General features: G+C 70.2%; 21 protein-coding genes. 10 read left to right on the plus strand and 11 right to left on the minus strand.

The annotated features are described in order from the left end of the window. Positions 1-204: 204 nt before the first annotated feature. On the plus strand, positions 205-828 hold the full coding sequence (locus D1369_RS01910) for a TetR/AcrR family transcriptional regulator (protein ID WP_007386833.1): 624 nt from the start codon (positions 205-207) through the stop codon (positions 826-828). 598 nt (positions 829-1,426) lie between these two features. On the opposite strand, the gene D1369_RS01920 is transcribed toward D1369_RS01910, so the two are convergent. Beyond that, positions 1,427-2,038 carry a dihydrofolate reductase family protein gene (locus D1369_RS01920; RefSeq protein WP_007386832.1) on the minus strand — a complete coding sequence of 204 codons (612 nt, stop codon included), beginning with the start codon at positions 2,036-2,038 and terminating at the stop codon, positions 1,427-1,429. Positions 2,039-2,248: 210 nt separating this feature from the next. Between D1369_RS01920 and D1369_RS01930 the strand changes: the two genes are divergently transcribed. The 3 genes from D1369_RS01930 (at position 2,249) to D1369_RS01940 (ending at position 4,917) form a co-directional block, all read left to right on the plus strand. After that, positions 2,249-2,419, plus strand: a complete 171-nt coding sequence (locus D1369_RS01930; RefSeq protein WP_237557704.1) for a hypothetical protein — start codon at positions 2,249-2,251, stop codon at positions 2,417-2,419. Between the two features lie 426 nt (positions 2,420-2,845). After that, positions 2,846-3,289 carry a DUF485 domain-containing protein gene (locus D1369_RS01935; protein WP_007386831.1) on the plus strand — a complete coding sequence of 148 codons (444 nt, stop codon included), beginning with the start codon at positions 2,846-2,848 and terminating at the stop codon, positions 3,287-3,289. Then, on the plus strand, positions 3,286-4,917 hold the full coding sequence (locus D1369_RS01940; RefSeq protein WP_007386830.1) for a cation acetate symporter: 1,632 nt from the start codon (positions 3,286-3,288) through the stop codon (positions 4,915-4,917). Before D1369_RS01935 ends, D1369_RS01940 begins: the two co-directional genes overlap by 4 nt. A gap of 96 nt (positions 4,918-5,013) precedes the next feature. Here D1369_RS01940 and D1369_RS01945 read toward each other — a convergent pair whose 3' ends face one another. Both D1369_RS01945 and D1369_RS01950 read right to left on the minus strand, forming a co-directional pair. Then, the gene (locus D1369_RS01945) at positions 5,014-9,189 is read right to left on the minus strand and encodes a beta-galactosidase (protein ID WP_037902463.1); all 4,176 of its coding nucleotides are present in this window, start codon (positions 9,187-9,189) and stop codon (positions 5,014-5,016) included. 210 nt (positions 9,190-9,399) lie between these two features. Further along, a complete protein-coding gene (locus D1369_RS01950) occupies positions 9,400-10,584 on the minus strand; it encodes an ROK family transcriptional regulator (protein WP_037902460.1) in 1,185 nt (394 codons plus the stop codon). 137 nt (positions 10,585-10,721) lie between these two features. On the opposite strand from D1369_RS01950, the gene D1369_RS01955 reads away from it, so the two are divergent. Further along, a complete protein-coding gene (locus D1369_RS01955) occupies positions 10,722-12,176 on the plus strand; it encodes an APC family permease (protein WP_007386827.1) in 1,455 nt (484 codons plus the stop codon). Between the two features lie 73 nt (positions 12,177-12,249). On the opposite strand, the gene D1369_RS01960 is transcribed toward D1369_RS01955, so the two are convergent. From D1369_RS01960 to D1369_RS01980, 5 genes are all read right to left on the minus strand, one after another. Continuing rightward, positions 12,250-14,019, minus strand: coding sequence for an RICIN domain-containing protein (locus tag D1369_RS01960; RefSeq protein WP_007386826.1), 1,770 nt, complete (start codon positions 14,017-14,019; stop codon positions 12,250-12,252). A 181-nt stretch (positions 14,020-14,200) separates the two neighbouring features. Beyond that, a complete protein-coding gene (locus D1369_RS01965; protein ID WP_007386825.1) occupies positions 14,201-15,022 on the minus strand; it encodes a carbohydrate ABC transporter permease in 822 nt (273 codons plus the stop codon). Next, the gene (locus D1369_RS01970; RefSeq protein WP_007386824.1) at positions 15,019-16,002 is read right to left on the minus strand and encodes a sugar ABC transporter permease; all 984 of its coding nucleotides are present in this window, start codon (positions 16,000-16,002) and stop codon (positions 15,019-15,021) included. Before D1369_RS01970 ends, D1369_RS01965 begins: the two co-directional genes overlap by 4 nt. Positions 16,003-16,116: 114 nt before the next feature. Continuing rightward, positions 16,117-17,370, minus strand: a complete 1,254-nt coding sequence (locus D1369_RS01975) for an extracellular solute-binding protein (RefSeq protein WP_118082208.1) — start codon at positions 17,368-17,370, stop codon at positions 16,117-16,119. A gap of 127 nt (positions 17,371-17,497) precedes the next feature. Next, positions 17,498-19,483 (minus strand): beta-L-arabinofuranosidase domain-containing protein, encoded by a 1,986-nt coding sequence (locus D1369_RS01980; protein ID WP_037902457.1) that lies wholly within the window; start codon positions 19,481-19,483, stop codon positions 17,498-17,500. A gap of 261 nt (positions 19,484-19,744) precedes the next feature. Here D1369_RS01980 and D1369_RS01985 point away from each other — a divergent pair, with 261 nt between their 5' ends. Continuing rightward, positions 19,745-20,764 (plus strand): LacI family DNA-binding transcriptional regulator, encoded by a 1,020-nt coding sequence (locus D1369_RS01985; protein ID WP_007386821.1) that lies wholly within the window; start codon positions 19,745-19,747, stop codon positions 20,762-20,764. 107 nt (positions 20,765-20,871) lie between these two features. Here the strand turns inward: D1369_RS01985 and D1369_RS01990 are convergent, their stop codons facing one another. Together D1369_RS01990 and D1369_RS01995 are read right to left on the minus strand one after the other, a co-directional pair. Next, positions 20,872-21,726 (minus strand): oxygenase MpaB family protein, encoded by an 855-nt coding sequence (locus D1369_RS01990; protein ID WP_037902453.1) that lies wholly within the window; start codon positions 21,724-21,726, stop codon positions 20,872-20,874. Positions 21,727-21,919: 193 nt separating this feature from the next. After that, positions 21,920-22,069 carry a hypothetical protein gene (locus D1369_RS01995; protein WP_162950992.1) on the minus strand — a complete coding sequence of 50 codons (150 nt, stop codon included), beginning with the start codon at positions 22,067-22,069 and terminating at the stop codon, positions 21,920-21,922. A 199-nt stretch (positions 22,070-22,268) separates the two neighbouring features. On the opposite strand from D1369_RS01995, the gene D1369_RS02000 reads away from it, so the two are divergent. Then, entirely contained in the window at positions 22,269-22,661 is a 393-nt protein-coding gene (locus D1369_RS02000; protein WP_037904036.1) for a VOC family protein, read from the plus strand. A gap of 455 nt (positions 22,662-23,116) precedes the next feature. Here the strand turns inward: D1369_RS02000 and D1369_RS02005 are convergent, their stop codons facing one another. Then, complete coding sequence (locus D1369_RS02005) at positions 23,117-23,911, minus strand: alpha/beta hydrolase (protein WP_086023291.1); 795 nt, start codon at positions 23,909-23,911, stop codon at positions 23,117-23,119. A gap of 62 nt (positions 23,912-23,973) precedes the next feature. On the opposite strand from D1369_RS02005, the gene D1369_RS02010 reads away from it, so the two are divergent. The 3 genes from D1369_RS02010 to D1369_RS02020 all read left to right on the plus strand — a co-directional run bounded on the left by D1369_RS02010 (position 23,974) and on the right by D1369_RS02020 (position 25,279). Then, on the plus strand, positions 23,974-24,393 hold the full coding sequence (locus D1369_RS02010; protein WP_007386816.1) for a MarR family winged helix-turn-helix transcriptional regulator: 420 nt from the start codon (positions 23,974-23,976) through the stop codon (positions 24,391-24,393). Positions 24,394-24,521: 128 nt separating this feature from the next. After that, positions 24,522-25,013 (plus strand): DUF2975 domain-containing protein, encoded by a 492-nt coding sequence (locus tag D1369_RS02015; protein ID WP_007386815.1) that lies wholly within the window; start codon positions 24,522-24,524, stop codon positions 25,011-25,013. Beyond that, positions 25,013-25,279, plus strand: a complete 267-nt coding sequence (locus D1369_RS02020) for a helix-turn-helix transcriptional regulator (RefSeq protein WP_007386814.1) — start codon at positions 25,013-25,015, stop codon at positions 25,277-25,279. The genes D1369_RS02015 and D1369_RS02020 overlap by 1 nt, the downstream gene beginning before the upstream one ends. Positions 25,280-25,683: the final 404 nt, after the last annotated feature.

A 25,683-nucleotide genomic window follows, 5' to 3' on the forward strand; every position in this document is an offset into this window, starting at 1 on the left:
CGCGCGCAGGCACTCCGTGGGCATACGGGTCTCGGAGGCGGCGTGCGAAATACGCCCTCGACGGCGCCGGACGGCTGAGCAGTGACAGCGGGCGCCCCGGTGACTCGGTGACCCGATCTGACATCATGGCCGAAACGGAACCCGGTTCCCTAAGGCGTACGGAACCCGAACCCGCTGTGCCGTCGCAGGGAGAGGAGCCTCACGGTGAGCGACAGCCGCCAGGGCACGGAGAAAGCCGCCGCGCCCCAGCGCAAGGACGTCCGGCGCAACAAGCAGATCCTGCTGGACGCGGCCGCCGCTGTCTTCGTCACCTCGGGCGTGGAAGCGCCGGTGCGCGACATCGCGGCCAGGGCGGGCGTCGGAATCGGCACGGTCTACCGCCACTTCCCCACCCGGGCGGACCTGATCGTCGCGGTCTTCCGCCACCAGGTCGAGACCTGCGTCGAGGCGGGCCCCGCCCTGCTGGCGAGCTGCCCGACCGCGTACGACGCGCTGGAACGGTGGATCGACCTGTTCGTCGACTTCCTGGTGACCAAACACGGCCTCGCCGCCGCCCTGCAGCACGACAACGCCGGCTTCGAGACGCTGCACGCCTACTTCATCGACCACCTCGCACCCGTGTGCACGCAGCTCCTCGACGCCGCCGCGGCCGCCGGTGAGATCCACTCCGGCATCGGAGGGCTCCAGCTGATGCGTGGCGTGGGCAACCTCTGCGTCGGCGCGGAGAACGATCCCGACTACGACCCGCGCGCCTTGGTCGCGCTCCTCGTCGCAGGACTGCGCCAGCCGACCCGCTCCGGGGCCGTGACGGCCCATGGCCAGCCGTAAGCAGCCCGCACACCCAGTACCCGCACACGAAGTGTGGGCCCGAAGGCGTGGTTGGCGGTGCGGGTCGCGGTCACGCTGAGGAGGTGCCGGTAGACGCACGTCTGCGGCGATGCCGTAGGCGAAGGTGGTGACATAGCCGGCCAGCAGTGCCGGATCGGTCCCCGCAGGCAGATCGCCGTTCGACGGCTCGTCGGAGCCCGATTCCGGACACAGGAGTAGTCGTCGGCGCGCCAGGCGACGAGGAGGTCACGGACTTCCTGCCCCGAGTCGCTCGTAGACAGGGCATCTGAACACCCAGGCACCCGTGGGGGTGGGCCGGGCGGGTGGTGGTCCGGACGGCGCCTGCCAGGATCGCGGTGGCGACATCGAGGGCGGTCGGCTCCTCCAGGGGACGGGCCAGGTAGGCGCTCGGACCGTCGGTGCACCGCTTCAGGGCCTTACGGAACAGTTCCTCCCGACGCGGACGGTCCGACGGGAACGTTCCAGGACGAGAACGGGCACTGCCCTGGTGACCATGTGAACCGGCCGGGGGCGGCCAGGCGGGTTGCCCCCGGGGACGGGCACGGATGTCTGGAAAGCCGCAGCCGCCGTGGCCCGTTCAGCGGCGCACTTTGAACCTCAGGTGCAGCACCCTGTCGCCCTGGATGACCACGTGCGGATCCTCCAGCAGATGCTGCCCGTTGATGCCGCCGAAGTAGCGCCTGCCCGACCCGAACACCACCGGAACCACGTCCATCGCCACCTCGTCCACGAGGCCGGCCGCGAGGATCTGGGCGCCCACTTCGCCGGCGTTCACCGCGACGACCCGCTCCCCGGCGAGTTCCCGGGCCTTGTCGATCGCGGCTGCCACACCATCGACGAAGTGATAGGACGCCTCGGGATGCCACCCCTCGGGCTTGGGCCGATGGGACACCACGACCACGTGGTCGCCCGCAGGCGGCTTGCCCTCCCAGCCGTTGACCAGGTCGAACAGGTTGCGGCCCATCACGATCGTGCCGATCGACTCCCACATCGTGCGGACGTAGTCCGCGGACGCGGCGGAGACCTTGATGCCGCTTCCCGTTCCGGAATGGTCGTACTGCTCGTCGCTGCCCACGACGATCGGGACGTCCCCGCTGAAGTACCACTCGTGAAGGGGCCCGACATCGCCCTTCTCATCGGCGATGTAGCCGTCCACCGACGCCACACTGTGCATGATCACCGCGCCCACGGGCCCTCCTCGGAATCTCTGTGCGAGGTCGCCGCAATCCTCTCCCGCCGACGAGACCGGGGCATGTAAGAAATCAATCAGCCGGCATCGGGCCGTAGTCCTGCGGGCCTCCCCGCTCGACGGGGAACCGACGCCACAGGGCCAGGTACTCCGTCGGGGTGTAGCCGGTGAAATCCTTGAAGCCGGCGCACCGTCGGCGCCCAGTGGCCGATGATCATCAGCGGTGCTCAGTCGGTTCTCGCCGGTACCGTCATCGCCGCCGGCTCGGCCTCGGCGACGAGCGGCCTGTCCACCCTCGCCGGGTACTCGGCCTTCGGCGCCTTCTGGTTCCTCGTCTCCGTCGTCGCCCTGAGCAACCGCGGCCGACGCACGGCGCGTTGACCTGGAGGGCGCCTGACGGTGCACCGGGGCACGTCGGGGCAGCGCGATACCCGCCAGGCATATGACAGCAGTACCACCCCCTCGACGGACGGCACACCACTGCCGCATTCGGCGTACTGCTCGTCACCCCGTCGACCGGTCCGCTCCCGTCGGAGCGGCTCATGCCGACTGGGACTGGTGTACGACGTACGCACGGCCGGTTCCGAAGGGAAGGGGTCACAGGGGACGCCTGTCATCCCTTCCGTCACACCCTCCCCATGGGTACCCGTCGAGGCGGCCCCGGGTTCGGGCCGTCCCCAGGAAAGTTCAACGGAACACCCATCCGCTGCCCGGACACCGCATAACGTGCGGTGACCCGAACCGCCTCCGCCTCCCCCACCTTCCTGCGGTCCGTGACGCCGGGCCCACCGCGCTAGGAGCTTTGGGATGTCCTACGACCGCTCGGAATTATCCCTGCCGCACCGGCACAACGGACGGGTCCCCTCCCCCACCGCTCTCCGGCCGCCGCCCCTCGCGGCGGCCGGAGAGCGCCCGGGCAGCGGGACCCGTCAGCGTTCGTGGTCCAGCTACCACCGCGCCCTGCGCGTCCTGCGCCGCGCCTGCCGGTGGCAGCGGCGCGTGGCCACCCTCGTCGCCCTCGGCTACTTCGCCGTCTTCCTCACCCTCACCGTACGGGCCCCCGCCTTCATGGCCCGCCCGGCCCTCGGCGGGCTCCCCACCGGCCTGTTGCTCGCGGTCGTACAGATCCCCGTCACCTGGCTGGCCGTCCTGCTGTTCGAGTACTCGGCACGGCGGTTCGTCGATCCCCTGGCCCGCCGGGTCAGCCAGTACGCACGCCCGGCCGGCGGCGACGGGCGGGCACAGGCATGACCGACCTCGGCGGCTCCGCGCAGTCCTGGTCCCTGGTCGCCTTCTGCAGCGTCGTCACCCTCACGCTCCTGCTGTGCGTACTGACCGGCCCCGACCGCGACGACCTGGAGGAGTTCTACACCGGCTACCGAACCCTCTCCCCGCTGCGCAACGGCCTCGCGGTCGCCGGCGACTACATCTCCGCCGCGACCGTGCTCACCATCGGCGGGGTCATCGCGCTGTGCGGCTACGACGGCGTCGTCCTGGCCCTGAGCACGCTGCTGTCCCTGCTCCTGCTGATGTTCCTGCTCGCCGAACCCCTGCACAACACCGGCCGGTTCACCATGGGTGACGCGCTGAGCCGACGGGTCCCCGGACGGGCCGTACGCATCACCGCGTGCGTGGTGACCCTGCTCTCGCTGATCCCGATGATGATCGTGCAACTGGCAGGCGTGGGACAGCTGCTGGCCTTCATCCTGGGCTTCTCCGACGGTGCCATGCAGACCGGCTGCATCGTCGGCGCGGGCATCCTGATGATCAGCTACGCCGCCCTGGGCGGAATGAGGGGGACCGCGCTGATCCAGATCATCAAGACGGTGATGCTCCTCGGGTCCGGTCTCGTGGTCGCCGTACTCGTCCTCGCCTCCTTCGGCTGGCACCCGGGAACGATGCTCGACACCGCGGCGCGGCGCAGCGGCACCGGCCGGGCGTTCCTCCAGTACGGCCTCCAGTTCTCGGACGGACCGCACCCCGCCCTGGACATGATCAGCACACAGGTCGCCATCGTGCTCGGCGGTGCCTGCCTGCCGCACGTCACCATGCGGATGTACACCGCGGGCAACGCCCGCCAGGTGCGGCGCACGATGTCCTGGGCCGTGTCCTCGGTGGCCCTTTTCATGCTGGTGATCACCGTGGTCAGCCTCGGCGCCACGGCCCTGGTGGGCCGCGAGCGGATCGCGGCCGCCGACCCGCACGGCAGCACCGCCTATCTGCTGGGCGCGCGGGCCGTGTTCGGCTCGGATGTCTCCCGCGCCGAGGGCCTGGTGTTCAGCACTGTCACGACGGCGATCTTTCTGACCCTCCTGGCGTCCGTCGCCGGGATGACGCTCGCCTGCGCCAACTCGCTGGCGCACGACGTCTTCGCCTCCCGGAACAAGGGCATGCCGGCGCTGCGGGAGATGACCCTCGCTCGGGCCTGCGCGCTGATCGTCGGCATCCCGGTGGTGCTGCTGGCCGCCCTCGCCCAGCACCGCAGCCTCCAGCCCCTGGCCACGCTCTCCTTCTGCATGGGCGCCTCCGCCATCGCGCCGGCCCTGGTCTACTCGCTGTTCTGGCGGCGCTTCAGCAAGGCCGGGCTGCTCGGCACGCTCATCGGCGGCTCGGTCGCCGTCCTGGTCCTGATGTCCGGCACCCGGCTCGTCTCCGGGTCACCGACGTCGGCCTTCCCGGAGGCCGATCTGAACTGGTTCCCCTTCACCACGACCGCCCTGGTGTCCGTGCCGGCGGGCTTCGCCTGCGGCTGGCTGGGCACGGTCCTGAGCGGCCGCCGCAGCGCCCGCCGCGCACGCGAACGGTACGCCGGCATCGAGCAACTGATCCTCGCCGGACCTCCGCGACGCCGCCCGAGCTGGAGCCCGGACGGACCGTAGCGGGAACTCCCGAGAGGTAAGAACGCCCCGCAGTGCGCGTCCCTGCACGAGAACCCGGCGGCGAGCGGTCGCGTACCCGCTTCGCCGCTACGGCCGTCAGCCGCACGTCAGAGTCGGCACCGCCCAGTCGCCGTGGTCGTTGCCGTTGCCGTCACCGGCGTCGCCGACTTTGAGGTCGACCACCTGGGCGCCGCTGACGTCGACGTCGACGGGCACGGCGGCCTGGCTGCCGCGCAGCGTCGGCGTGGTCACCAGGGTCCTGCCGTCGGCGATCACGGAAAACGTCACCGTGCCCGCACCGCCCGTCTCGTCGTCGACACCTACCTCCGCGGTCAGGCGAGAGCACTGTCCTCCGAGGTAGAGCTGGACGTCACTGAGCGCGTTGGTGCCGAGGCCCTTGGCGTAGCCCACACCGCCGACGGTGATCGCCCGGCCGTCCCCGGCCGTCTGCTCGCCGACGCTGCTGTCGCGCTCCACCGGGCCCCACCCGTTGGTGGAGGACAGGAACGGCAGGTCGCTCACCGCGCTCTTCCCGGCCGGTGGAGCCGCCGGTATCCCGCCGACGATGCGCTCGTCGGTGCCCGTGGCCTGCCGTCCGTTCTGTACGTAGTGCACCGTGGTGGTGAGTGCCGAGGCGGACGGCAGGTCCCCCGCCGGTGGCTGGACCTTCCAGGTGAAGGCGGCCGTACCGCCGGGCTTCAGGCTCTTGCGGGACAGCGGGCTCGTGGCGTCCACGCTCCAGCCGTCGGGGGCGGAGAGCGAGGCCGTCAGCCGGGACGCGGACGTCTCCCCCTTCGGCACCCGCACGGTCGTCCGGGCCGTGAAGGCCTCCCCCGGCTGAGCCGTGTCCGGCACCTCCAGGGCGACATCCGCTCCCGGACGCCTGGGCATCGCGTACTTGCGGGAGTCGTAGCGGGGGCTGTCGTTCTGCGCGACGCGCAGGGAGGAGGCGTAGCTGCCGTAGTCGGTGAGGGAGACCTTGCCGAGGCCGCCGGAGCTGCCGTCCAGGTTCCACACGGCGATGGCGATGCTGTTGCGGCCGTTCGGGTTCAGGATTCCGTTCGGGACGGGGAACGTGTGCTGCGGACCGAGGTAGTTGACGTAGTTGCCGACCTGCCAGCCGTTCACGAAGAGCGTTGCCCGGTACTTGCGTGACGGGTCGTCGGTGAACGTCAGGCCCAGTGAGGTGTCCTGGCCGTGCGGCAGGTCCAGAGTGGCGTCGGTGCGGTACCAGGAGACCCCGGGGCGGGTGTCGGTCGTCGGCAGGGACACCCGGTTCCACTTGGCGTCCGGGTAGCCCGGCAGGGACCAGCCCGCCCGCTCGCCGTACAGGCCGCCGGTCGAGAGCGGGCCGCGCACCGGGTCCTGGAGGTCCTCGCCACCGCGTACGCCCTGGAGGCGCCAGGTGACGGACGTCAGCGGGGCTCCGACGAGGGAGGCGCTGGTCAGGCCGCGGGCGGTCTTGTTGCCGTTCGTGGAGTTGTAGTCCTCCTCGTGTCCCATGTTCACGGTGAGCACGGAGATGACGTTGTCACCCTGGGACTTGACCGACCCGGCCGGGAAGGTGAGGTCGGCGCCGCCGGTGGTGGAGCTGCCGAGGAAGGTGCCGTTGAGCCAGGCGGAGAAGGCCTGGGCGCCGCCGCCGGAGTCCGAGACCAGGTGGATGCCGGTCTCCTTTCCGGTGGCGCGGAAGCGGCCGCGGTACCAGGTGTTGCCGGTGTGGAAGCCGTAGTCGTCCGCGTAGAGCACGGGCAGCTTGGTGATGCCGGACACGCTGTTGGTCGTGTTCTTGTCGGCCACCTGCCAGCCGGTGTCGTCGAAGCCGGGGGCCGCTTCGGGGGATTCATCGGCGTGCTTCCAGCTCGTCAGGGCCGGAAGGTGTACCGCAGCGGCCGCCGGGATCGTGCCGGTGCGGCTTCCCGTGGCGGTGGCCCGGGTCTTCACCGGCCTGCCGTTCCAGGTGACGTGGTCGGCGGAGGCGAACACCTCGATGTTCTTGTCGTCGGCGTTGTCGCCGGTGAGCGCCACGGTACGGCCGTCGTCCCGGCTGGTGGCCGTCCGCAGCAGGTGTGTGCCGCGTACCAGCACCGGGCCGGTCGCGGTGTCCTGACGCCAGAAGGTCTTCGCCGTGGCCTTGTCGCCGACGAGCAGCAGGAGCGGGCGATGTCCGCCGCCGCTGACGCTGATCCGGAGGAGGCCCTTGTGGGTGTAGTTCAGCCGCAGGTCACCGGTGGCCGGGTCCCAGGTGGTCGTGGCGGTGCCCCCGCTGGTGGTCACCGTGGGCTTCGAGGAGTAGCGCAGGACGGTTTCGCCGTCGCTGTCCTGGTCGCCGTAGAGCACGGCGACGTCCCGGTCACCGATGGTCGCGCCGGTCATGATCTCGGAGGTCGAGTACTGCAACTGCGCTTCCCCGAGGCGGTAGTTCGCCACGATCACATGGGAGTCGCGGCCGTCGAGCGTGATCGCGGTGCCCGGTTGCTGGGGCACGACCGGGTAGGTCGGCTCCGTGGCGGCGGTACCGGTCGGCACGTCGATGGCGTCGACGGCCACGTAGTTGTCGGTGGACCCCGAGCTGTGGTTGCCGGCGACGACGATCTTCAGCGTGTGTGCCCCGGGAGCCAGACCGGTCTTCTGGAAGACCACCGCCTGGCTCTCGCCGCCGGAGTCGTCGACGGTCGCCACCTTGGTGCCGTCGAGGTAGACGTCGGCGTTGCCGTGGTTGTTCGTCTTCGAGCCGATCCAGCGGATCGCGGTGCCGTCGAAGGGGACGGTGAGCGAGTCACCGGCCTTGTTGGAGAACGACTCGGTGTGCTTGTAGTCACCGCCGGTGTAGCTCGTGTCGTGCACGTGCGACCACGAACCGGCGTACTGGAGCGCGGAGTCGGGATCGTCCCAGGTGTAGGTGGTGTCTCCGGCCGGCTGCGCGTTGAAGTCCAGGGAGATGTGGGCCTTGTCGACTGCCGTGGACGTGGAGTTCCCATGCCGCAGCACGTGGAACTGCGTCCTGGTGTCGGGGTTCATCCGGGCGGTGTCGACGACCGCGGAGTCGTCCGGTGGCGTGGTCCTGATCGCGTCGGTCTTGGTCAGCGGAGCCACCGACTGGGTGAAGTACCCGATCAGCTTGTCCTCGTCGTACTTCGGATCGAGCTCTCGGGTCTCCCGGATCGCGGCTCCGTAGTCGTACGACGTGTAGTTCTGGGGCATGCTCAGCCAGCCCCAGTTGGTGCCGCCGTACGTCATGTAGAAGCTCTGCGCGGTCGCGCCGACCGCGATGTTCTGCTTGTAGAACACGTTGGCGAACTGGTCGTTGATCAGCTCGGCGCACTTGTCGTAGCCCGGGCCGCCCCAGGGGTCGAAGGCGCCGCCCTGGAACTCCGGGGAGTACAGCGGCTTGCCTGCCGGGTGGTCGTAGCTGATGTCGGGGACGCCGTTCCACTTCGAGGGGTTCGAGCAGTCGAAGCCCTGCGGGTAGGAGTCCGGGCCGTCCACGTCCAGAGCCCCGGCACCGGAGTTGAAGGTGCCGTTGTTGTTGCCGGTGAGCGGCACGGTGATGCCGTCGGCGCGGGCCTTGTCCTCCAGGTGCTGCATGTAGGAGCGGGCGGCCGCGGAGCCGTTGTAGTACTCGTTCTCGACCTGGTAGGCGATGACCGACCCGGTGCCGTTGGTCAGTTGGTGCCGGGCGATGATCCGGTCGATCTGGGTCAGCCACTCGTCGGCGTACTTGAGGAACCGCGGGTCGTCACTGCGGTTGTTCTCGGCCTTGGTGGTCAGCCAGCCGGGCAGACCGCCGCTGTCGACCTCCGCGTTGATGTACGGCGCGGGGCGCGCGATGACGTAGAGGCCGGCTTCCTCGGCCATGTCGAGGACCTTGTCGGCGTCGCGCACACCGGTGAAGTCGTACACACCCGGCTTGGGCGAGTGGTAGCCCCAGTCGAAGTACAGGGAGGTGGAGTTGAAGCCGGCCGCCTTCATCTTCTGGAAGATGTCCCGCCACAGGTCCGGGCTCGGGAGCCGGAAGTAGTGGAACTCGCCGGACCAGAGGTAGGTGCGCTTGCCGTCGACGAGGAACGAGTAGCCGTCGAGAGTCACCGTGTGCGCCTGCGCGTCGGCGGCCGTCGCGGCTGCCGGCGGCGGCCCGCTCGCGTCTCGCGCCGTGGCGGGCGCGGTCATGCCGACGGCCAGGGCGATGGTCGCGGCCGTCGCGAGGGCCGCCTTCCACCATCCACGGCGAGCGGGTCTCGCGGTCTGTACATCGGTCCGACTGCCTCGCACTGCGGCCTCCCTCGGGCCTGAGCGATCAGCATCAAACAGACTCAGGCAAAGTCGAACAGTAGGGGGGTCGTTGGCTCAGCACAATGGGGCGGCAGAAGTCGGATGAGGCGGCGGGGGCGGATGAACGCCGGGGCTGTGCGAGGGAGTTGACTGACGGCCGACGAAGACCTCGCAGGCGTACTCGATCACCATGGCCCGCGCCCGGACCGCTCAGGACACGGCCGACCGTCGCTCGAACACCACCTCACGGGCGGTCCCGAGCGCCGTCGCCACCGCGCCGAGGAGGACCGCGTCCTCGCCCAGCCGACTGGGGGCGAGCTTCGGACGCAGCGGGGTCAGGGCCCTGAGGTTGTCCCGCACCGGCTTCAGAAGAAGGTCCACACTGTGCCCGACTCCCCCGCCGAGGACCACGAGATCCGGGTCGAGCACGGCCGCCGCCACGGCCACCGTGTGGGCGATGCGCTCGCCCTCCAGCCGGACCGCCCGGACCGCGGCGTCGTCCCCCTGCCGGGCCGCGTCGAAGACGGCCTTGGCGGTGAGCTGTCCCCGCATGCCGAACCGGCGCGCCGCCTCCACCACCGCCACGCCCGACACCGCGTCCTCCAGCCGCTCCGGCTTCTGCTGCCCCGGCCACGGCAGGAACCCGATCTCCCCGGCGAGACCGTGCGCACCCGTGAACAAGCGCCCGTCACTCACCACGCCCATGCCCAGACCGGTGCCGATGAGGATGTACGCGAACAGCCGGCTGCCCGCCCCGACGCCGTACGTGTACTCGCCGAGAGCGGCGAGATTGGCGTCGTTGTGCACCTCCAGCGGGACACCCAGCTCCTCGCGCATCCGGTCGAAGAGCCCGGCACGCCCCCAGCCCGGCAGATGCATCGCGTACCGCACCCGGCGGTGCTCCTCGTCGTACACACCGGGCGTGCCCACCACCGCGTGCACCACCTCCTCCGGCGCCATGCCCGAATCGGCGACCACCCGCCGGGCCGTCGCAACCACCAGGTCGGCCATCGCCGCCGAGCTGCGGGCCTGGTTGCGTACGTCGGAGCGGGCGACGACGGTGCCGTCCAGGTCGGCCACGGCGACCCGCAGCCAGCTGCGGCCGACGTCGACGCCGAGGACGTGACCAGCCGCCGGATCGGGCGCGTACAGCACCGCCGTACGACCGCGCTCGGGTACATGGGTGCCCACCTCGCGGACCAGTCCCGCCGACTCCAGGGCGGCGAGGGCACTGGAGACGGTCGGCTTGGACAGGCCCGTCCCACGGGCGAGCTGCGCCCGGGACGCGGGGCCCTCCGCGCGCAGCCGCTCCAGCAGCAAGCGCTCGTTGGTGCTGCGCAGCCGCTGCCGGTTCCAGGGCTGCTCCTGCTGCTCCACGACGTCACCGGCGGCCATCACACCATTCTCACGCACGGCGGGCCCCCTCTTGACGCATCAAGTAAGCCTCCTTAACTTTATCGGCCAACAGACACCGGATACCGGCCCGCACGCCGCGTCTCACTCCCTCGCGCCTCACCACTCCAGGAGCCCTCATGTCCGGTAGCCCGCCGCCCAGCGGTGGTTTCGTCCGCCGCGTCGGCCTCTTCCAGGCCACGGCCATCAACATGAGCCAGATGTGCGGCATCGGCCCGTTCGTCACGATCCCGCTGATGGTCGCCGCGTTCGGCGGACCGCAGGCGGTGGTCGGATTCGTCGCGGGCGCGATCCTCGCGCTGGCCGACGGGCTGGTGTGGGCCGAACTGGGTGCGGCGATGCCCGGCTCCGGCGGCAGTTACGTCTATCTGCGCCAGGCCTTCCAGTACCGCACCGGCCGCCTGATGCCGTTCCTGTTCGTCTGGACGGCGATGCTCTTCATCCCGCTGATCATGTCGACCGGCGTGGTCGGCTTCGTCCAGTACCTGGGCTATCTCGCCCCGGACCTGGGGCAGACCTCGGGCGACCTGGTCGGCCTGGGGGTCATCGCCCTGGTCGTGATCCTGCTGTGGCGGGGCATCGAGCACATCGCGCGCATCACCGCCGTGATGTGGGCCGTCATGATCACCTCGGTGCTGCTGGTCATCCTGGCCGCGGCGACCGACTTCAGCGCCCATCTCGCCTTCACCTACCCGGCGCACGCCTTCGACCTGGGCAGCAACACCTTCTGGATCGGCTTCGCGGGCGGCCTGACCATCGGCATCTACGACTACCTCGGCTACAACACCACGGCGTACATGGGCGCCGAGATCAAGGACCCCGGCCGCACTCTGCCCCGCTCGATCATCTTCTCCATCCTCGGCATCATGACGATCTACCTGCTGTTGCAGATCGGGACGCTGGGCGTGATCGACTGGCACCGGATGACGGACGCCAAGGACATCGCCTCCACCTCGGTGGCCTCGGCGGTGCTGGAGGAGACGTGGGGCAAGGGTGCCGCCGACACCGTCACCGTCCTCATCCTGATCACGGCCTTCGCGTCGGTCTTCACCGGCCTGCTCGGCGGCTCCCGCGTGCCCTACGACGCGGCGCGCGACCGGGTCTTCTTCCGCCCCTACGCCCGGCTGCACCCCAAGCACCGCTTCCCGACCCTCGGCCTCGCGACGATGGGCGTGATCACCGCGATCGGCTTCCTGATCGGCCGCCACACCGACCTGGCGACCCTGATCCAGCTCCTCACGACCGTGATGGTCATCGTCCAGGCGCTGGCCCAGATCGTGGCGCTGAGCGTGCTGCGCAAGCGCCGGCCGACGCTGCGGCGGCCGTACCGGATGTGGCTCTACCCCGTGCCGAGCGTCATCGCCTTCGTCGGCTGGTGCGTGATCTACGGCTACGCGGACAAGAACTCGCCGGGCCGCCACCCCATCGAGTGGTCGCTGGCGTGGCTGGCCCTCGGCTGCGTGGCGTACGTCCTGTGGGCACGCTTCGAGAAGGTGTGGCCGTGCGGCCCGAAGGAGATCACGGAGGACTATCCGACGCAGGAGACGACACCGGCGGAGCCGGCGGGCAGGTGAACGCGAGCACACGCCCTTGACCACCACGGCCCCGCGCCGGCCGGATCGTCGGCCTGCGCGGGGCCTGCGGGTGTCAGCGAGCGGTCAGCCTCCACAGGTGGTCGGCGGTGCCGTTGTCGGTCCACTGCAGGACCTGCACGCCGGAGGACGTACTCATCTGGTCCACGCCGAGCAGGCGTCCACTGTTGTAGTTGGCGATCTTGTAGTAGCCGCCGGGGGCCGGGATGACCTGCCAGAGATGGTCGGCGGTTCCGTTGTCGCCCCAGATCAGGGCGGTGCCGCCGTCCGCGGTGCCCGCGTTGGTGATGCCGAGCAGCAGCCCGCTCTTCTGGTTGACGATCTTGTAGAGGCCCGAACCTGCGGACACCAGGGTCCAGTTCTGGTCGGTGCCGGTGGTGGACGTGGCCTGGACGACCGAAGTGCCCTGGGCGGTGCCCGCGTTCAGGGTGTCCAGCGCGAGTCCGCTGTTCTTGTTGGTGATCTGGTACCGCCCGGCCAGCGAGGTGTTGGTGCCACTCGGGGTGATCACCAGGTGGTAGCCGTCGGTGGCGTTCATCGTGACCGGCACGGTGACGGAGCCGTTGCTGACGCTGTAGTCGGCGTCGGAGATGGTGATCGGGCCGGAGGAGGCGGTGGTGCGGCCGGTGTCGGGGCTGTACTCCAGCTTCACGTGGACGGTGCTGCCGAAGGCGGACAGGGAGTTCAGGCCGTTGACCGTCACGGCACAGGAGCCGGCGCATCCACCGGCGAGGACGCTGATCTGGTTGCCCGCGCCGTTGCGCGAGGCGAGGCCGTCGATTCCGGTCTGGGCGGGGGGCGTGGTGGTCAGCATGGTGCCGGACATGTCGCCGTACCACTTGTACGTCCAGTACGAGCCGTTGGGCGAGCCGCCGGTGTCGGTCAGGGTGTCGCCGAGGGTGCCGTAGTGGTTCCAGAAGGCGAGCTCCGCGTCCCGGACGCCGGTCCGCTCGAACTTGGCGGCGTAGCCGATGAGGGCACCGGAGTTGCCCATCTCCGAGGGTGTGCCGTACTCCTCGATGTCGATCGGCCGCGGGCTGATGCCGAGGCTCGACTCCAGCGCGCGGTACGCGGAGACGTGCGCGGCGATGTCCTGGCTGCCCTGGAGCTCGTGCCAGGCGATGACGTCCGGCACCGTGCCGGAGGCCTTCGCGTCGGTGAGGAAGGAGCTCATCCAGGACTGGTTCCACGCCGAATAGCTCGGGCCCTGGATCGGCGTCGTGGCGTCCTTGGCGCGGACCTCCTTGAACGTGCGCGCCCAACCGGCGTTGAAAGCACCGGCGTTGGCGGTGTCCCAGGTCCAGTCGGGTTCGTTCCACAGCGCGTAGGCGCTGATGTTGGTGGCGCCCGAGGCCTGCACGGAGGCCACCTGCTTGTCGACGGCTGACAGCCAGTCGCTCCAGCTCACCCACTTGTACGGGAAGTTCGGGTACCAGTCCGGCATCCGTACGACGACCTTGGCGCCCGCGCGGGCCGCCTTCGCCGCCACCACGAGGGAGTCGCCCGCGGGAGCGGGCTCACCGTTGGGCAGCTGGCTGCCGCCGGGTGCCATCTGGATGAAGGTGTTCGGCTTCAGCGCGGTGACCAGGCTGTCGGCCGGTGTGTTGTTGTCGGCGAGGCCGTAGAGGCTGCCGGTGCCGACGTGGGTGACGGACCGCAGCGTCTGCGCGGCGTTGACCACCAGGGTGGTGGACGAGGTGGGGACGGCGTGGGCGGATCCGCCCGCCAGGACGACAGCGGTGGCGGCGAGGGCGGCGGCCATCGTGGCGGCGGTGGTGCGGCCGAGCGGGACTCTGTGATGGTGACGGGAGCTCAGGTACGACATCAGCGGCTCTCCTGAGGACGGACTGGAGGGGGACTTACCGGTGGCGCGGTGCGCCGGGAGGGGGCGGTGCGGGGACCGTCGGACGAGGGGCGCGGGGAAGACAACCCCCGTGACGGGTGGCGGAGCAGGGCGGGGCTCGGCTCCGCCCTGCCGGTGGGCCGGGAGCGGCGGGCAATGCGGTTCAGTCCTTGACGGCGCCCGCGGTGACGCCTGCGGCCACGTAGCGCTGCGCGAGGACGAGCAGGACGGCCGCGGGCAGGGACGCGACGACGGCGGTGGCCATGATCGCGTTCCATTCCTGGTTGTTGTTGCCGATGTAGTGGTAGATGCCAAGGGTGATCGGCCGCCAGTCACCGCCGCCGTCGAGGGTGTTGGCGAAGACGAAGTCGGACCAGGCCCACAGGAAGCTGAACAGCGAGACCGTGACAAGCGCGTTGCGGCTCACCGGGAGCACGACGGACCGGAAGGTGCGGAAGGTGCCGGCCCCGTCGATGCGGGCCGCGGCGATCAGCTCGCCGGGGATCCCGGACATGAACGCTGTGAAGATCATGACGCCGAACGGCACGGCGATGGTGGAGTCGGCGATGATCAGGCCCCACCAGGAGTTCAGCAGTCCGAGGTCGAGGAAGATGCCGTAGAAGCCCATCGCCATGACGATGCCGGGGATCATCTGGGCGACCAGCAGGACGAGGCCGAGGAAACCCCCGCCGTAGGGCTTGAGCTTGGCCAGTGCGAAGCCGGCCGGGGCGGCGAGAAGGAGGGTGAGGACGACCGTGCCGACACCGATGAGCAGGCTGGTGCCGAGATAGGGCATCTGGTCGTTCAGGACGGCGCGGTAGCCCTCGAAGGTCGGGTGCAGGGGCAGCAGGTCGGGCGGGCTCTTCCGCATGTCCTGCTGCGGGGTCAGGGACACGTTGAGCATCCAGTAGACCGGGAACAGCATCACGGCGGTCAGCAGGAGGCCGATGACGGTGTAACGGCGGGATCCGGTACGGGACTTCATGCTTCCTGCCTCTTCTGGACGCGGATGTAGAGCAATCCGAAGACGAGGGCGATGAGGATGAGGATGTTGCCGACGGCCGCCCCGGGGCCGAACTTCGGGAGCAGGGAGCCGAAGCCGAGCTGGTAGGACCAGGTCGCGAGGGTGGAGGAGGCGTCGCTGGGGCCGCCCTTGGTCATGATCCAGATCAGGTCGAACACCTTGAGGGTGTAGACGAGGCCGAGCAGCAGGGTGATCGCGGACACCGGGCGCAGCAGTGGGAAGGTGATGCGCCGGAACTGCTGCCAGGCGCTCGCCCCGTCCAGGGACGCGGCCTCGTACAGCTCGCCGGGGATGTTCTGCAGCCCGCTGTAGAGGATGACCAGGTTGAACGGGATGCCGATCCAGATGTTGGCGATGATGACCGAGGTCAGGGCCCAGTGCGGTGAGTTGAGCCAGTTGACCGGGGCCACGCCCACCGTGTGGAGGGCGTAGTTGACGACCCCGGACTCGCTGTTGAGCATCCACGACCAGGTCGACGCCGACACGATCAGCGGCAGCAGCCAGGGGATCAGGAACAGCGCCCGGAGCGTGCCGGCCAGCCGGAAGTGCCGGTTGAAGAAGACGGCGAGGGCGAGCCCGGCGGCGTACTGGAAGGCGATCGACACGAAGGTGAAGATCATGGTGTGGCGCATCGCCGGGCCGAACGTGGGATCGTCCAGGACGGTCCTGAAGTTGTCCAGCCCGGAGAACGGCGCGTCGCCCGCCACGAACGAGCGGACCGTGTAGTCGCGCAGGCTCAGGTCGAGGTTGCGGTACAGGGGATAGACGTAGAACGCGGCCAAGTAAAGGGCCAGCGGCGCGAGGAAGGCCAGCGCGGTGAGCCGGCTCCTGCGGCGGCGGTGGCGCCGTAGGGCCGAGCCGTCCGCCGGGACGGGGGTGCCGGCTTCCCGGGGCCTGGCCGGGGACCGCGGGGCGCGGCGGTCGACGCGGGCGATGGTCATGCGGACTCCTGGAGGGGGTGGCCCGCCCGGGACCGGCGGCGGTTCCCGGGCGGTTGCGAGTGCCGTACGGCAGCCGGGGCGGGTCCCGGAAGGTGCCGCGAGGGTGTCGAGTGGTCAGCTCCCGCCCTTGTCCGCGGCCTTCTGCGCGGTGTCGAGAGCGGCCTGCGGGCTCTGGCCGCCGGACAGGGCGCTCTGCACGGCGGTCCACATCGGCTGCGAGATCGTGGGGTACTTGGTGCCCAGACCGCCGCTGGTGCGACCTCGTGCCGCGGCCACCGCGTCGACCCACGGCTTCAGTTCGGGGTTCGCCTTGACCTGCTGGGTCTGCACCGCCGCGCTGGGGGCGACGTAGGCCAGGGTGGTGTCCGTGGCCAGCAGGTTGGCGGAGTTGGTGAGGCAGGTGACGATCTTCTTGGTGACGTCGTACCGTCCGCTGTCCTTCTGGACCGGGACGGTGACGAACTCGCCGCCGGTCGGCACCGGCGCCGCTCCGCCGCTCTGGCCGGGGATGCTGATGACGCCGTAGTCGAAGCCGGCCTTGTCGGCGTTGCCGAGTTGCCAGGTCCCGTTCTCGCCGAACGCGTAGTCGCCGGTGGCGAACTCCTGCCAGCTGGTGGTCTGGGTGTTCTGCAGGACGTCCTTGGGAGCCAGACCGTCGTCCACCCAGCCCTTCCACAGGGACAGCGCGGCCACGCCCTTGGCCGAGTCGAGCTTGGTGAGGTCGCCGCCGGCGCCCCAGAACCAGGGCAGGAACTGGAAGCTGCCCTCTTCCGTGTTGATCGCGGAGAAGGTGATGCCCTTCTTCCCGGCCGCCTTGACCTTCTTCAGGGCGGCCGTGAGGGAGTTCCAGTCCTTGACCGAGGCCGGGTCGACGCCCGCGGCGGTGAGGACCTTCTTGTTGTAGTAGAGCGCGAGGGTGTTGGCACCGATCGGAACACCGTAGGAGGAGCCGTCGATCTCGCCCGCGCCGAGGATGTTCTTCTGGATCGACTTGGTGTCCAGTCCGAGATCGCTGGTCTTGTTGAGGATGCCCGCCTCCACCAGCGTGGAGACGACCGGGTTGTCCACGAGCATCACGTCGGGGGCGTTGCCCTGCTGGGCGGCGAGCAGGGCCTTGTTGCCGAGGTCGGTGGTGTCCATGGCGGTGCGCTTGACCTTGACCCCTGCGTCGGTGCCGCACTTGCTGACGAGCTTGCCCCACGCCGACGAGCCGTCGAACTGCGGGTACGGGTCCCAGAAGGTGTACGTCCCGCCGGCGCCGCCGGTCCCGGAGGCGGAGGAGTCGGAACCGCCTCCGCAGGCGGCGACGGAAGTGAGCGCTCCGACGGTGGCGACGGCGCATATCAGGGTGCGACGGGTGTTTCTCACGGCGACCTCGTTGTCTTGGTACGGCTCATCGGGAGGGACGGGGCGAGGGGGGAATGTAGGGCGTGTGGAGGGCCCGGGAGGGCCCGTGGGTGTCGGTCGGGCTCAGAGGGCGGGCGCAGTGGGGGGCTCAGTGGGTGGGCAGCCAGACCCGCATGCTGCCGTCCTGGCGGTTGGCCCACGCGTAGTACGGCACGGCGGTGAGCTCGACCGGAGCGGGCTCCGTCGCGGGGGCCTGGGCGTCGGCGGGGGCATACGGCCACCAGCCGGTCTCGGTACGGGGTCGGCGGTGCCCGGAGGCCGTCACGGTGGTCACGCCGCCCAGCAGGTCGGGGCGGTGCTCGTCGGCGAGCGGGCCGCCCGGGTCCAGGACGATGTCGTCGAGGCCGCCACCAGGGTGGTCGACCCCCTCCAGGCAGTACACGAGCGGCCCGCGCTCGATGGCGACGCAGCCGCGTACGGCGTCCACCCGGGGGTCGGCGGCGGTGAGCCGGGGTGCCAGCGAGAGTTCGAGGACGACCCGGTCGCCCGGTGACCAGGTCCGCTCCAGGCGCAGCCAGCCGTCGGTGACGGGCGCGTCCGTCTCGTCGTACGCCGTGTCCGCGCACCGGACCCGGTAGGTGCCGCACCACTGGGGAATGCGCAGCGAGAAGGTCCAGGGCCGGTCGGCCGGGGTCTCCTCGACCGTGAAGGCGATCGTGCCCTGCCAGGGGTAGTCGGTCTCGGCGCTCACCGCGACCGGGGTCCCGCCGAGGTCGCCGGTGTAGCGGCCGGTGACGTACTGGTGGATCTGGAGGCCGCTGCCGTCGCTGGAGGCGAGGTAGTGCTCCAGGGAGGCCAGCAGCCGCATCACGTTGGGCGGGCAGCAGGCACAGCGGAACCAGCGGGTGCGGCGGGCCGACTGGTCGCCGCCGGGGTCGGTGTGGCCGTCGCGGACCTGGAGGGGGTTGACGTACAGCCACCGCTCGCCGTCGAGCGAGACCCCGGCCAGGAAGCCGTTGAACAGGGTGCGTTCGATCAGGTCGGAGTAGCGCGTGTCGCCGGTGAGCAGGGCCATGCGCCAGCTCCACTGGATCGAGGCGATGGCGGCACAGGTCTCGCAGTAGGCACGCTCGTTGGGCAGCTCGTACGGGTCGCCGAAGTCCTCCTCGTCGTGGTGGGCGCCGAGGCCCCCCGTGAGGTGGGTCTTGGCGGCGGTCATCGCGGCCCACAGCCGCTCCGTGACGGCCCGCAGTTCCGCGTCCCCGTTCTCCGTCGCCAGGTCGGTCGCCGCCGCCAGCAGGTACAACTGGCGTACGGCGTGCCCCTCGACGTCGGTCGCCTCGCGCAGCGGGACACGGTCCTGGCAGTACGCCTCACCGCCCAGCAGGCCGTGGCCGAAGCGGTCGACGAAGTAACCGGCGAGATCCAGGTAGCGGCGTTCACCGGTCTCCCGGTACAGCTCGACCAGGGCGGTCTCGACCTCGGGGTGGCCGTCGACGCCGTCGATCGGCTTGCCGCTGCCGGGCGGGCCGAAGACCGAGTCGATGTGGTCGGCGAACTTCACCGCCACGTCCAGCAGTTCACGGCGTCCGGTGGCCCGGTGGTGGGCGACGGCGGCCTGGATGAGGTGGCCCGCGCAGTACAGCTCGTGGCCCCAGCGCAGGTCCTGATAGCGCTCGCCGCCCTTGAGGAGCTGGAACCAGGTGTTCAGGTAGCCGTCGGGCTGCTGGGCGACGGCGACGAGGGAGACGATGCGCTCGACCTCGGCCGCGAGCGGGCCGTCCTCCTCGGGAGTTCGCCCGGCCAGCTGCCAGGACGCGGCCTCCAGCCACTTGTAGACGTCGGAGTCCACGAACGGGTAGGCGCCCTGGAACTCGCCCTGCGCGAGGCCGGCCACCACCCGCAGGTTGTTCAGGTTTCCCGCGGACTCCAGCAGTTCGGGGCCCTGCGGGATGGACGTCCGCCCGTTCACCCGGCGCCGGGTGCTCCAGAAACCGCCCCGTACCTCGACTGCGGCAGGGGCGAACGCGGCCTTGGCGTCCGGGCCGGGACGGACCGGTCCCACGGAAGCGACCGGTTGTCCGGACGGGGCCGCGGACTCGAAGGAGGGCACGGCGGAACGAGGGTCGGACATGACTCTCCGAACAGTTGGATGGGGAGCGGGCCGGGGATTACGGTGCACTTTCGGTGCCACGGTGTCCGCGGCGTCGGGCAGACGGTGGGCCGCCTCTCGAACCCGCTTGGGAAAACGTTTTTCTGCCGGAAAAGTAGAGAGCTGGTGCGCACGAGTCAAGAGGTACGACCGAGTATTTTCTTGTCCGCTGGCAGGACTGGCCCGAGCCCGGGAACGGTGCCAGGATGTACAGCGCCGACCCCTCCAGGAAAAGGATTGCGCGTGACCGCTGTTCCGGGTTCCCCCTCCGCCGGACGGGCCAAGCTCGCCGATGTGGCCAGGCTGGCCGGCGTCAGCGTCGGAACGGCCTCGAAGGCGCTCAACGGCAACGGCAGGATGCGGCCCGAGACGCGGCAACGGGTCCTGGCCGCCGTGGAGGAGCTCGACTTCCGCCCCAACCAGCACGCGCAGAGCCTGCACACGGGCCGCAGTTGGACCGTCGGACTGATGACGACCGACGGCATCGGCCGCTTCAGCACCCCCGTCCTCCTCGGCGCCGAGGACGCGCTCGGTGCCGGGAAGATCTCGGTGCTGCTGTGCGACACCCGCGGCGACGCCATCCGCGAGCAGCATCACCTGCGCAACCTCATGGACCGACGGGTGGACGGCATCATCGTCACCGGCCGCCGCACCGACCCGAGGCCGCCCCTGAAGGGCATCGAGCCGATCCCGACGGTCTACGCGCTCTCGCCGTCCACGGACCCGGAGGACATCTCCGTGGTCTCGGACGACCGCAGCGGCGCACGGCTGGCCGTCGAGCATCTGCTGGCGACCGGACGCACCCGGATCGCCCACGTCACCGGCCCGGCGCACCACGCGGCCGCCCAGGACCGCGCCCGCCACACCGTCGAGCTGCTGGAGCACTCCTCGCTCGAACTCGCCACCGGGCGTGTCCACTTCGGCGAGTGGAGCGAGGCGTGGGGACGCAGCGCGGCGGAGGCGGTCCTGCGCATCGCCCCGGACACGGACGCCTTCTTCTGCGGCAACGACCAGATCGCGAGGGGCGTCGCCGACACCCTGCGCGAGAACGGGCTGGACGTTCCGGGCAAGGTCGCGATCGTGGGCTACGACAACTGGGACATCATGGCCCTGGCCTGTCGGCCCCCGCTCACCACGATCGACACGGACCTCTCCGAGGTCGGCCGCCAGGCCGCCCTGCGCCTGCTCGACGCCATCGGTTCCCGGCCGGAGCCCGGGCGGCACACGGTCCCCTGCCGTCTCGTGGTGCGCGAGTCGTCCTGACGCGCAGGTCTGTCGGCGGTGTGCGCGGACCGGGAAACCCTTTTCTCACCCAGCGGGTCGGCGCTGGACGGTCGGCGCTCACCACACCCGCCGGCCGTCTCCGGACCTCACTTCGTCCGGGAACGCGCCCCCGACGTCATGGCCCAGCGAATGGTGTGCGTCAGCAGGAGACCCGAGGGCTGGACGGCGAGACCCTCCACGACAGGGATCCGCGGCAGCCGCAGCACGCTCCGCGCCCACGGCGGAAGCAGGGCGACCGCGTTGGCCGCCAGGACGCCGTAGAAGGGCCGCACGGCAAGCGGCACGGGTGGGTGCAGCAGGAACCTGGCGGCGGCCCACGCCTCCGGGGTGGGCCGCAGTTCCGGCCGGTACGAGGCCAGACACCTGACCAGGGCCTGGCGATCGCGGGGCGGATCGACCACCCCCAGCGCCTCGGCCACGCGCGCGGTGTCGGCCACGTAGGCGTCGTACCCCGCCGCGTCGAGGGGCCGGGCCCCGTAGCGTTCGTGCGCGCGCAGGAAGCTGTCGGTCTCGGTCGCGTGGACCCAGCCCAGCAGGTGCGGGTCCGCCGCGTGGTACGCGAGTCCGTCGGCCGTCGTCCCTCGCACCCGCTCGTGAATACTCCGCACCCGCGCGACGGCGTCCTCGGCGTCGGAAGCGGTGCCGTAGGTCGTGACGGCCAGGAAGGTGCTGGTGCGCTGCAGCCGTCCCCAGGGATCACCGCGAAACCCGGAGTGCGCGGACACCGCGGCCATGGCGAGCGGATGCAGGGACTGCAGGAGGAGAGCGCTCAGTCCGCCGATGAACATCGACGCGTCGCCGTGGACGGTGCGGATGGGACGCTCGGGACCGAACCACCGGGGGCCGGGCGTGTCGTGGATGCGGGCACGGTTGGCGGGCCCGTCCGGACCGGCGACTCGCCGGAACACGGCCCTGCCCAGCCGATCACGAAGGTCGGTCATCTGCGACGCGCCTCCTTCCCCGGCCCGGGTGCGCACGCCTGGTCACCCTTCTTCGGCGGCGGCCGTGCGTACGGATGCAAGGGTGCATCCGCATGTCCCTAGGGCCGCCTCCGAGCGGCCCGCACAGGGCTCGCGCGGGCCACTCGGACCGCTCGGACCCGTCGGACACCTGGAGGCGTCACCTCTGCCCGTTTCAGCGGCTTCGTCCCCGGAGCTTGCCGAGCAGTTGGCGCGCCTGCTCGCGACGACGCGGGTCTGCCGAGGCACGGCGCACCTGCTCGGCGGCCCGTCGCCCCTGCGGGCTCCTGCTGAACTGCTTGATCTTCTCCAACATGCCAGGCATGAGGATCCTCCCCAGAAGGTCGACGACAACTCCGTACGGCATGGTCTTCGTACAGACGCGGTTACCCAGGGCAGCCTGTCCCACCCCTGAAAAGCGGGATGTCAGGACGTGACCGACGGCGTATACGACTTCGGTGGCCGCCTGTGGTGGGGATGTGGATCTCGGCCGTACCGCCGCCCCTTGCGGGCAGTACTACCGCATGAAGCCTCCCCCGCGTTTCACGTTGGCCGCGACCACTCTCGACGCACCGGACGCCCGTGAGCTCGCGCAGTTCTATCTGCGCCTGCTCGGGTGGCGGACGCGGAGGGAGGAACCGGACTGGGTCGAGATCGCGTCGCCCGACGGCACGGCCGGGCTGTCCTTCCAGACGGAGCCGCTCTTCGAACGCCCGCAGTGGCCCTCGCGCGGGTCCGGGCAGCAGATGATGATGCATCTGGACATCGAGGTGAACGACCTGTCATCGGCCGCCGATCACGCCCTTGCGCTGGGAGCGACCGTGGCGGATTTCCAACCGCAGGCCGATGTACGCGTTTTGTGCGACCCCGCGGGCCACCCGTTCTGCCTCTTCGTGCGCACGGGCCCGACGGGCTGATCTGTGCCGTTGACTGCGCGCAGGCGGGTGGCGGGGCCACCGGGGTGATCGACGCCATCGGCTGGACGATTCGACCGGGCACGGTGGGTGCGGCTGCCGGAGGGTCCCGTCTGGTCCTCCCGGCCCTCCGCGAGCCGCACGGCCCTGGGACGTGTCCTTTTGGTTCCTCACACGGACCGGGTGTGAGGTCGTGGCGGGTCACCGGGTAAACGACGAACTGGGCGCCCGCCGCCCGCCGCCCACCGGACGAGTGACGCCGGACAGGGGAACCGGGCGGAACCGGCAGGGCCGGATCTGGCCCACCCGGAGGAATACGGCCCGTTCACGCTCTTTCGCCGTCGCGTGGGCCGGCGCACGACGGTCGCTCGCGGCGGTGTGTGATGGACCCGAAGCGGAAGGCGGCGTTCGGTGTCGACGGCGATCCGGTGACACACGTGCGGGCCCGGACGCGTTGCTCACCGCTGACGCGACGTGCTGCTCGGCCTTCGCAGGTGTGCGTCGACGCGTGCGAAAGTGGCGTCCGGCTGTTCGATCTGCGGAAGGTGACCGGCCTTGGGGATGACCTCGAGTCGGCCGTTGCCGAACGCGTCGGCGTACGCGGCGCCGTACGCGGGAGTGACGACACGGTCGCTCTCACCCCAGAGCAGGAGCGCGGGCACCTGAATCTGTCCCAGCCGGGACAACAGCGCGGGGTTGTGCATGTACGGGTCGCCGGCAAGGACATGCATGGTGGCCATGTTGGCCTGCCTGCGCGCGAGTTCCTCGGCAGGGATGCCGGCCGGATCGAGGTAGTAGCGCTCCGGGTCGTGCCAGGAGTGCTCCGCGACACCGCGGGCGTCCAGGGCGAAGAAGTCGGTGATCGGTTCGGTCTCGACCCGTACGCCTACGGCGTCGATCAGGACAAGGCCGGTGATGCTTCCCGCACTGTCGCGCAGGGCCATTTCGGCGGCCACCCAGCCTCCGAGGGAGGAGCCGACGACGAGGACGTCGCTCAGCCGGCGTTCACGCAGAAGGTTCAGGTAGACGAGAGCCAGGTCGCCGACACCGGTGAGCCCTGCTGGGCGGGGGGTGCCGTCCCAGCCGGGGTGCACGGGCGTGATCGTGTGGGCGGAGCCGGAGAGGTGCTGGGCGAGACCGGCGACGGTGGCGGGGCCTCCGCCGCCGTGCAGGATCAGGGCGGGCCTGCCCGCTCCGGCCTCGGACAGAGTGAGGGACAGGTCGGGGTACATGGCTGACGCGTTGGTGGACATGCGCACCACTGTAACTAAACATCTTTATATAAGCTAGCTTGGTCATGGCGTAGACTCCTCGCATGCACGGTGAGCTGCAAGAACTCGGCAGGGCGGTCAAGCAGGCCCAGTACCGACAGCACAGGGCCCTCGACAGCGCCCTCCAGGGCATCGGCACGACACTGGCCCAGTGGGACGCCCTGCGCGCGATCAGCCGCTCCCCCGGAGCATCCGCCCGCCAGTTGGCCGCGGCGACCTTCCAGACCGAGCAGGCCTTCGGAACGCTCGCCGGCCGCCTCACCGCCCAGGACCTCGTGGAACGCCGACCGGGACACGGCCGACGCATCGAACACCACCTCACGCCCGCCGGCCGGCAGGTCCTGGCGGCCGGCCACAAGGTGGCCGACAAGGTGCTCGCCGACTGCTTCTCCGCCCTGCCCGACACGGACCGCGCCACCCTGCTCGACCTGCTTCGGCGGCTCACCGCACAACAGGAGGCTTAACGAGAGGCTGCCGGGCGCCCCGCCGGCTCAGTACGAGATCGCCATCCCCTCCTCCTCTCCACATCCCCCCTTGCTTGACCTATCGATATTCGATAGATTTCCATCGCAACTCGATGGAAGGGTGGGTCATGGGAAAGCTGGCTGTCGGTGCGTTGCGTGCCGTACTCCTGGCGGTGCTCGTCGGCACCGTGCTCCTACAGGCGTTGATGGTGTGGACGCTGGTCAGCGGGAAAGACCCTGAGGACGGGTCGCTCCCGCTCACCGCCCTGCGTGTGATCACGATCCTGGGCATGGTGTCGGTCCAGGTCGCCTTGGTGTGCGTCGGTCGCCTGGTGACGATGGTGCGACGAGGAACCGTGTTCTCCCACGCCGCCTTCCGGTACGTGGACGGCGTGATCGGCGCGATCGTGGCGGCCGCCCTCGTGTGGTTCGCGGTCACCGTCGTCAACGCGCCCGGCCAGCGGGACGATCCTGGCGTCACCGTCATCATGGGCGGCATCGGCGTGGCCATCCTGGGGGTGGCGCTCATCGTGTACGTGCTGCGGATGCTGCTCGCGCAGGCCGTCGCGCGCGACGCCGAGGCGTCGCAGCTGCAGGCCGAACTGGCCGAGGTGATCTGATGCCGATCACCGTCGACATCGACGTGATGCTGGCCAAGCGGAAGATGTCCGTGGGTGAACTCGCGGACCGGGTCGGGATCACGCCCGCCAACCTGGCAGTCCTCAAGAACGGCCGCGCCAAGGCGGTACGTTTCGCGACGCTCGCCGCACTCTGCGAGGTACTCGAGTGCCAGCCGGGCGATCTGCTGCGCTGGGAGGCCGAGAACACCGCGGACGACGACGTGTCCGACAGCGGACGGGAAACGCCTGTCGGCACCGGCGCGTGACGCGGCACACGGACCGCGTGGGCGTCGATCGCCGATCGCCCTCAGCCCCGTCCCGTCCCGTCCCGGCAGTACCGGGAAACTGGTGGAGGAGCTTGCGGCGGGGCGGGGGAGCTTGCGGCGTCCGGGACCCGACGGCCTCGGACTTCGGCATCTTCTGCCTCCACTGCCTCCACAGTCCATTCTCAGATCGACGCCCCGGGCAGCCGTAGGGTGACGCATCATGCGTAATCTGGCCCACCTGCCGAAGGCCCATCTCCATCTCCACCTCGAAGGTGCGATGCGTCCCGCCACGTTCAGGGAACTCCGGGGCGAAAACGGCCAACAGCATTCCGCGCCGGGCGCGTTCACATCCTTCGAGGACTTCACGTCCCTCTATCGTGCCGCCGCGCGACTGGTGCGCGAGG

The sequence above is a fragment of the Streptomyces sp. CC0208 genome, assembly GCF_003443735.1.
In the GTDB taxonomy this organism is placed as follows: Bacteria; Actinomycetota; Actinomycetes; order Streptomycetales; family Streptomycetaceae; genus Streptomyces; species Streptomyces sviceus.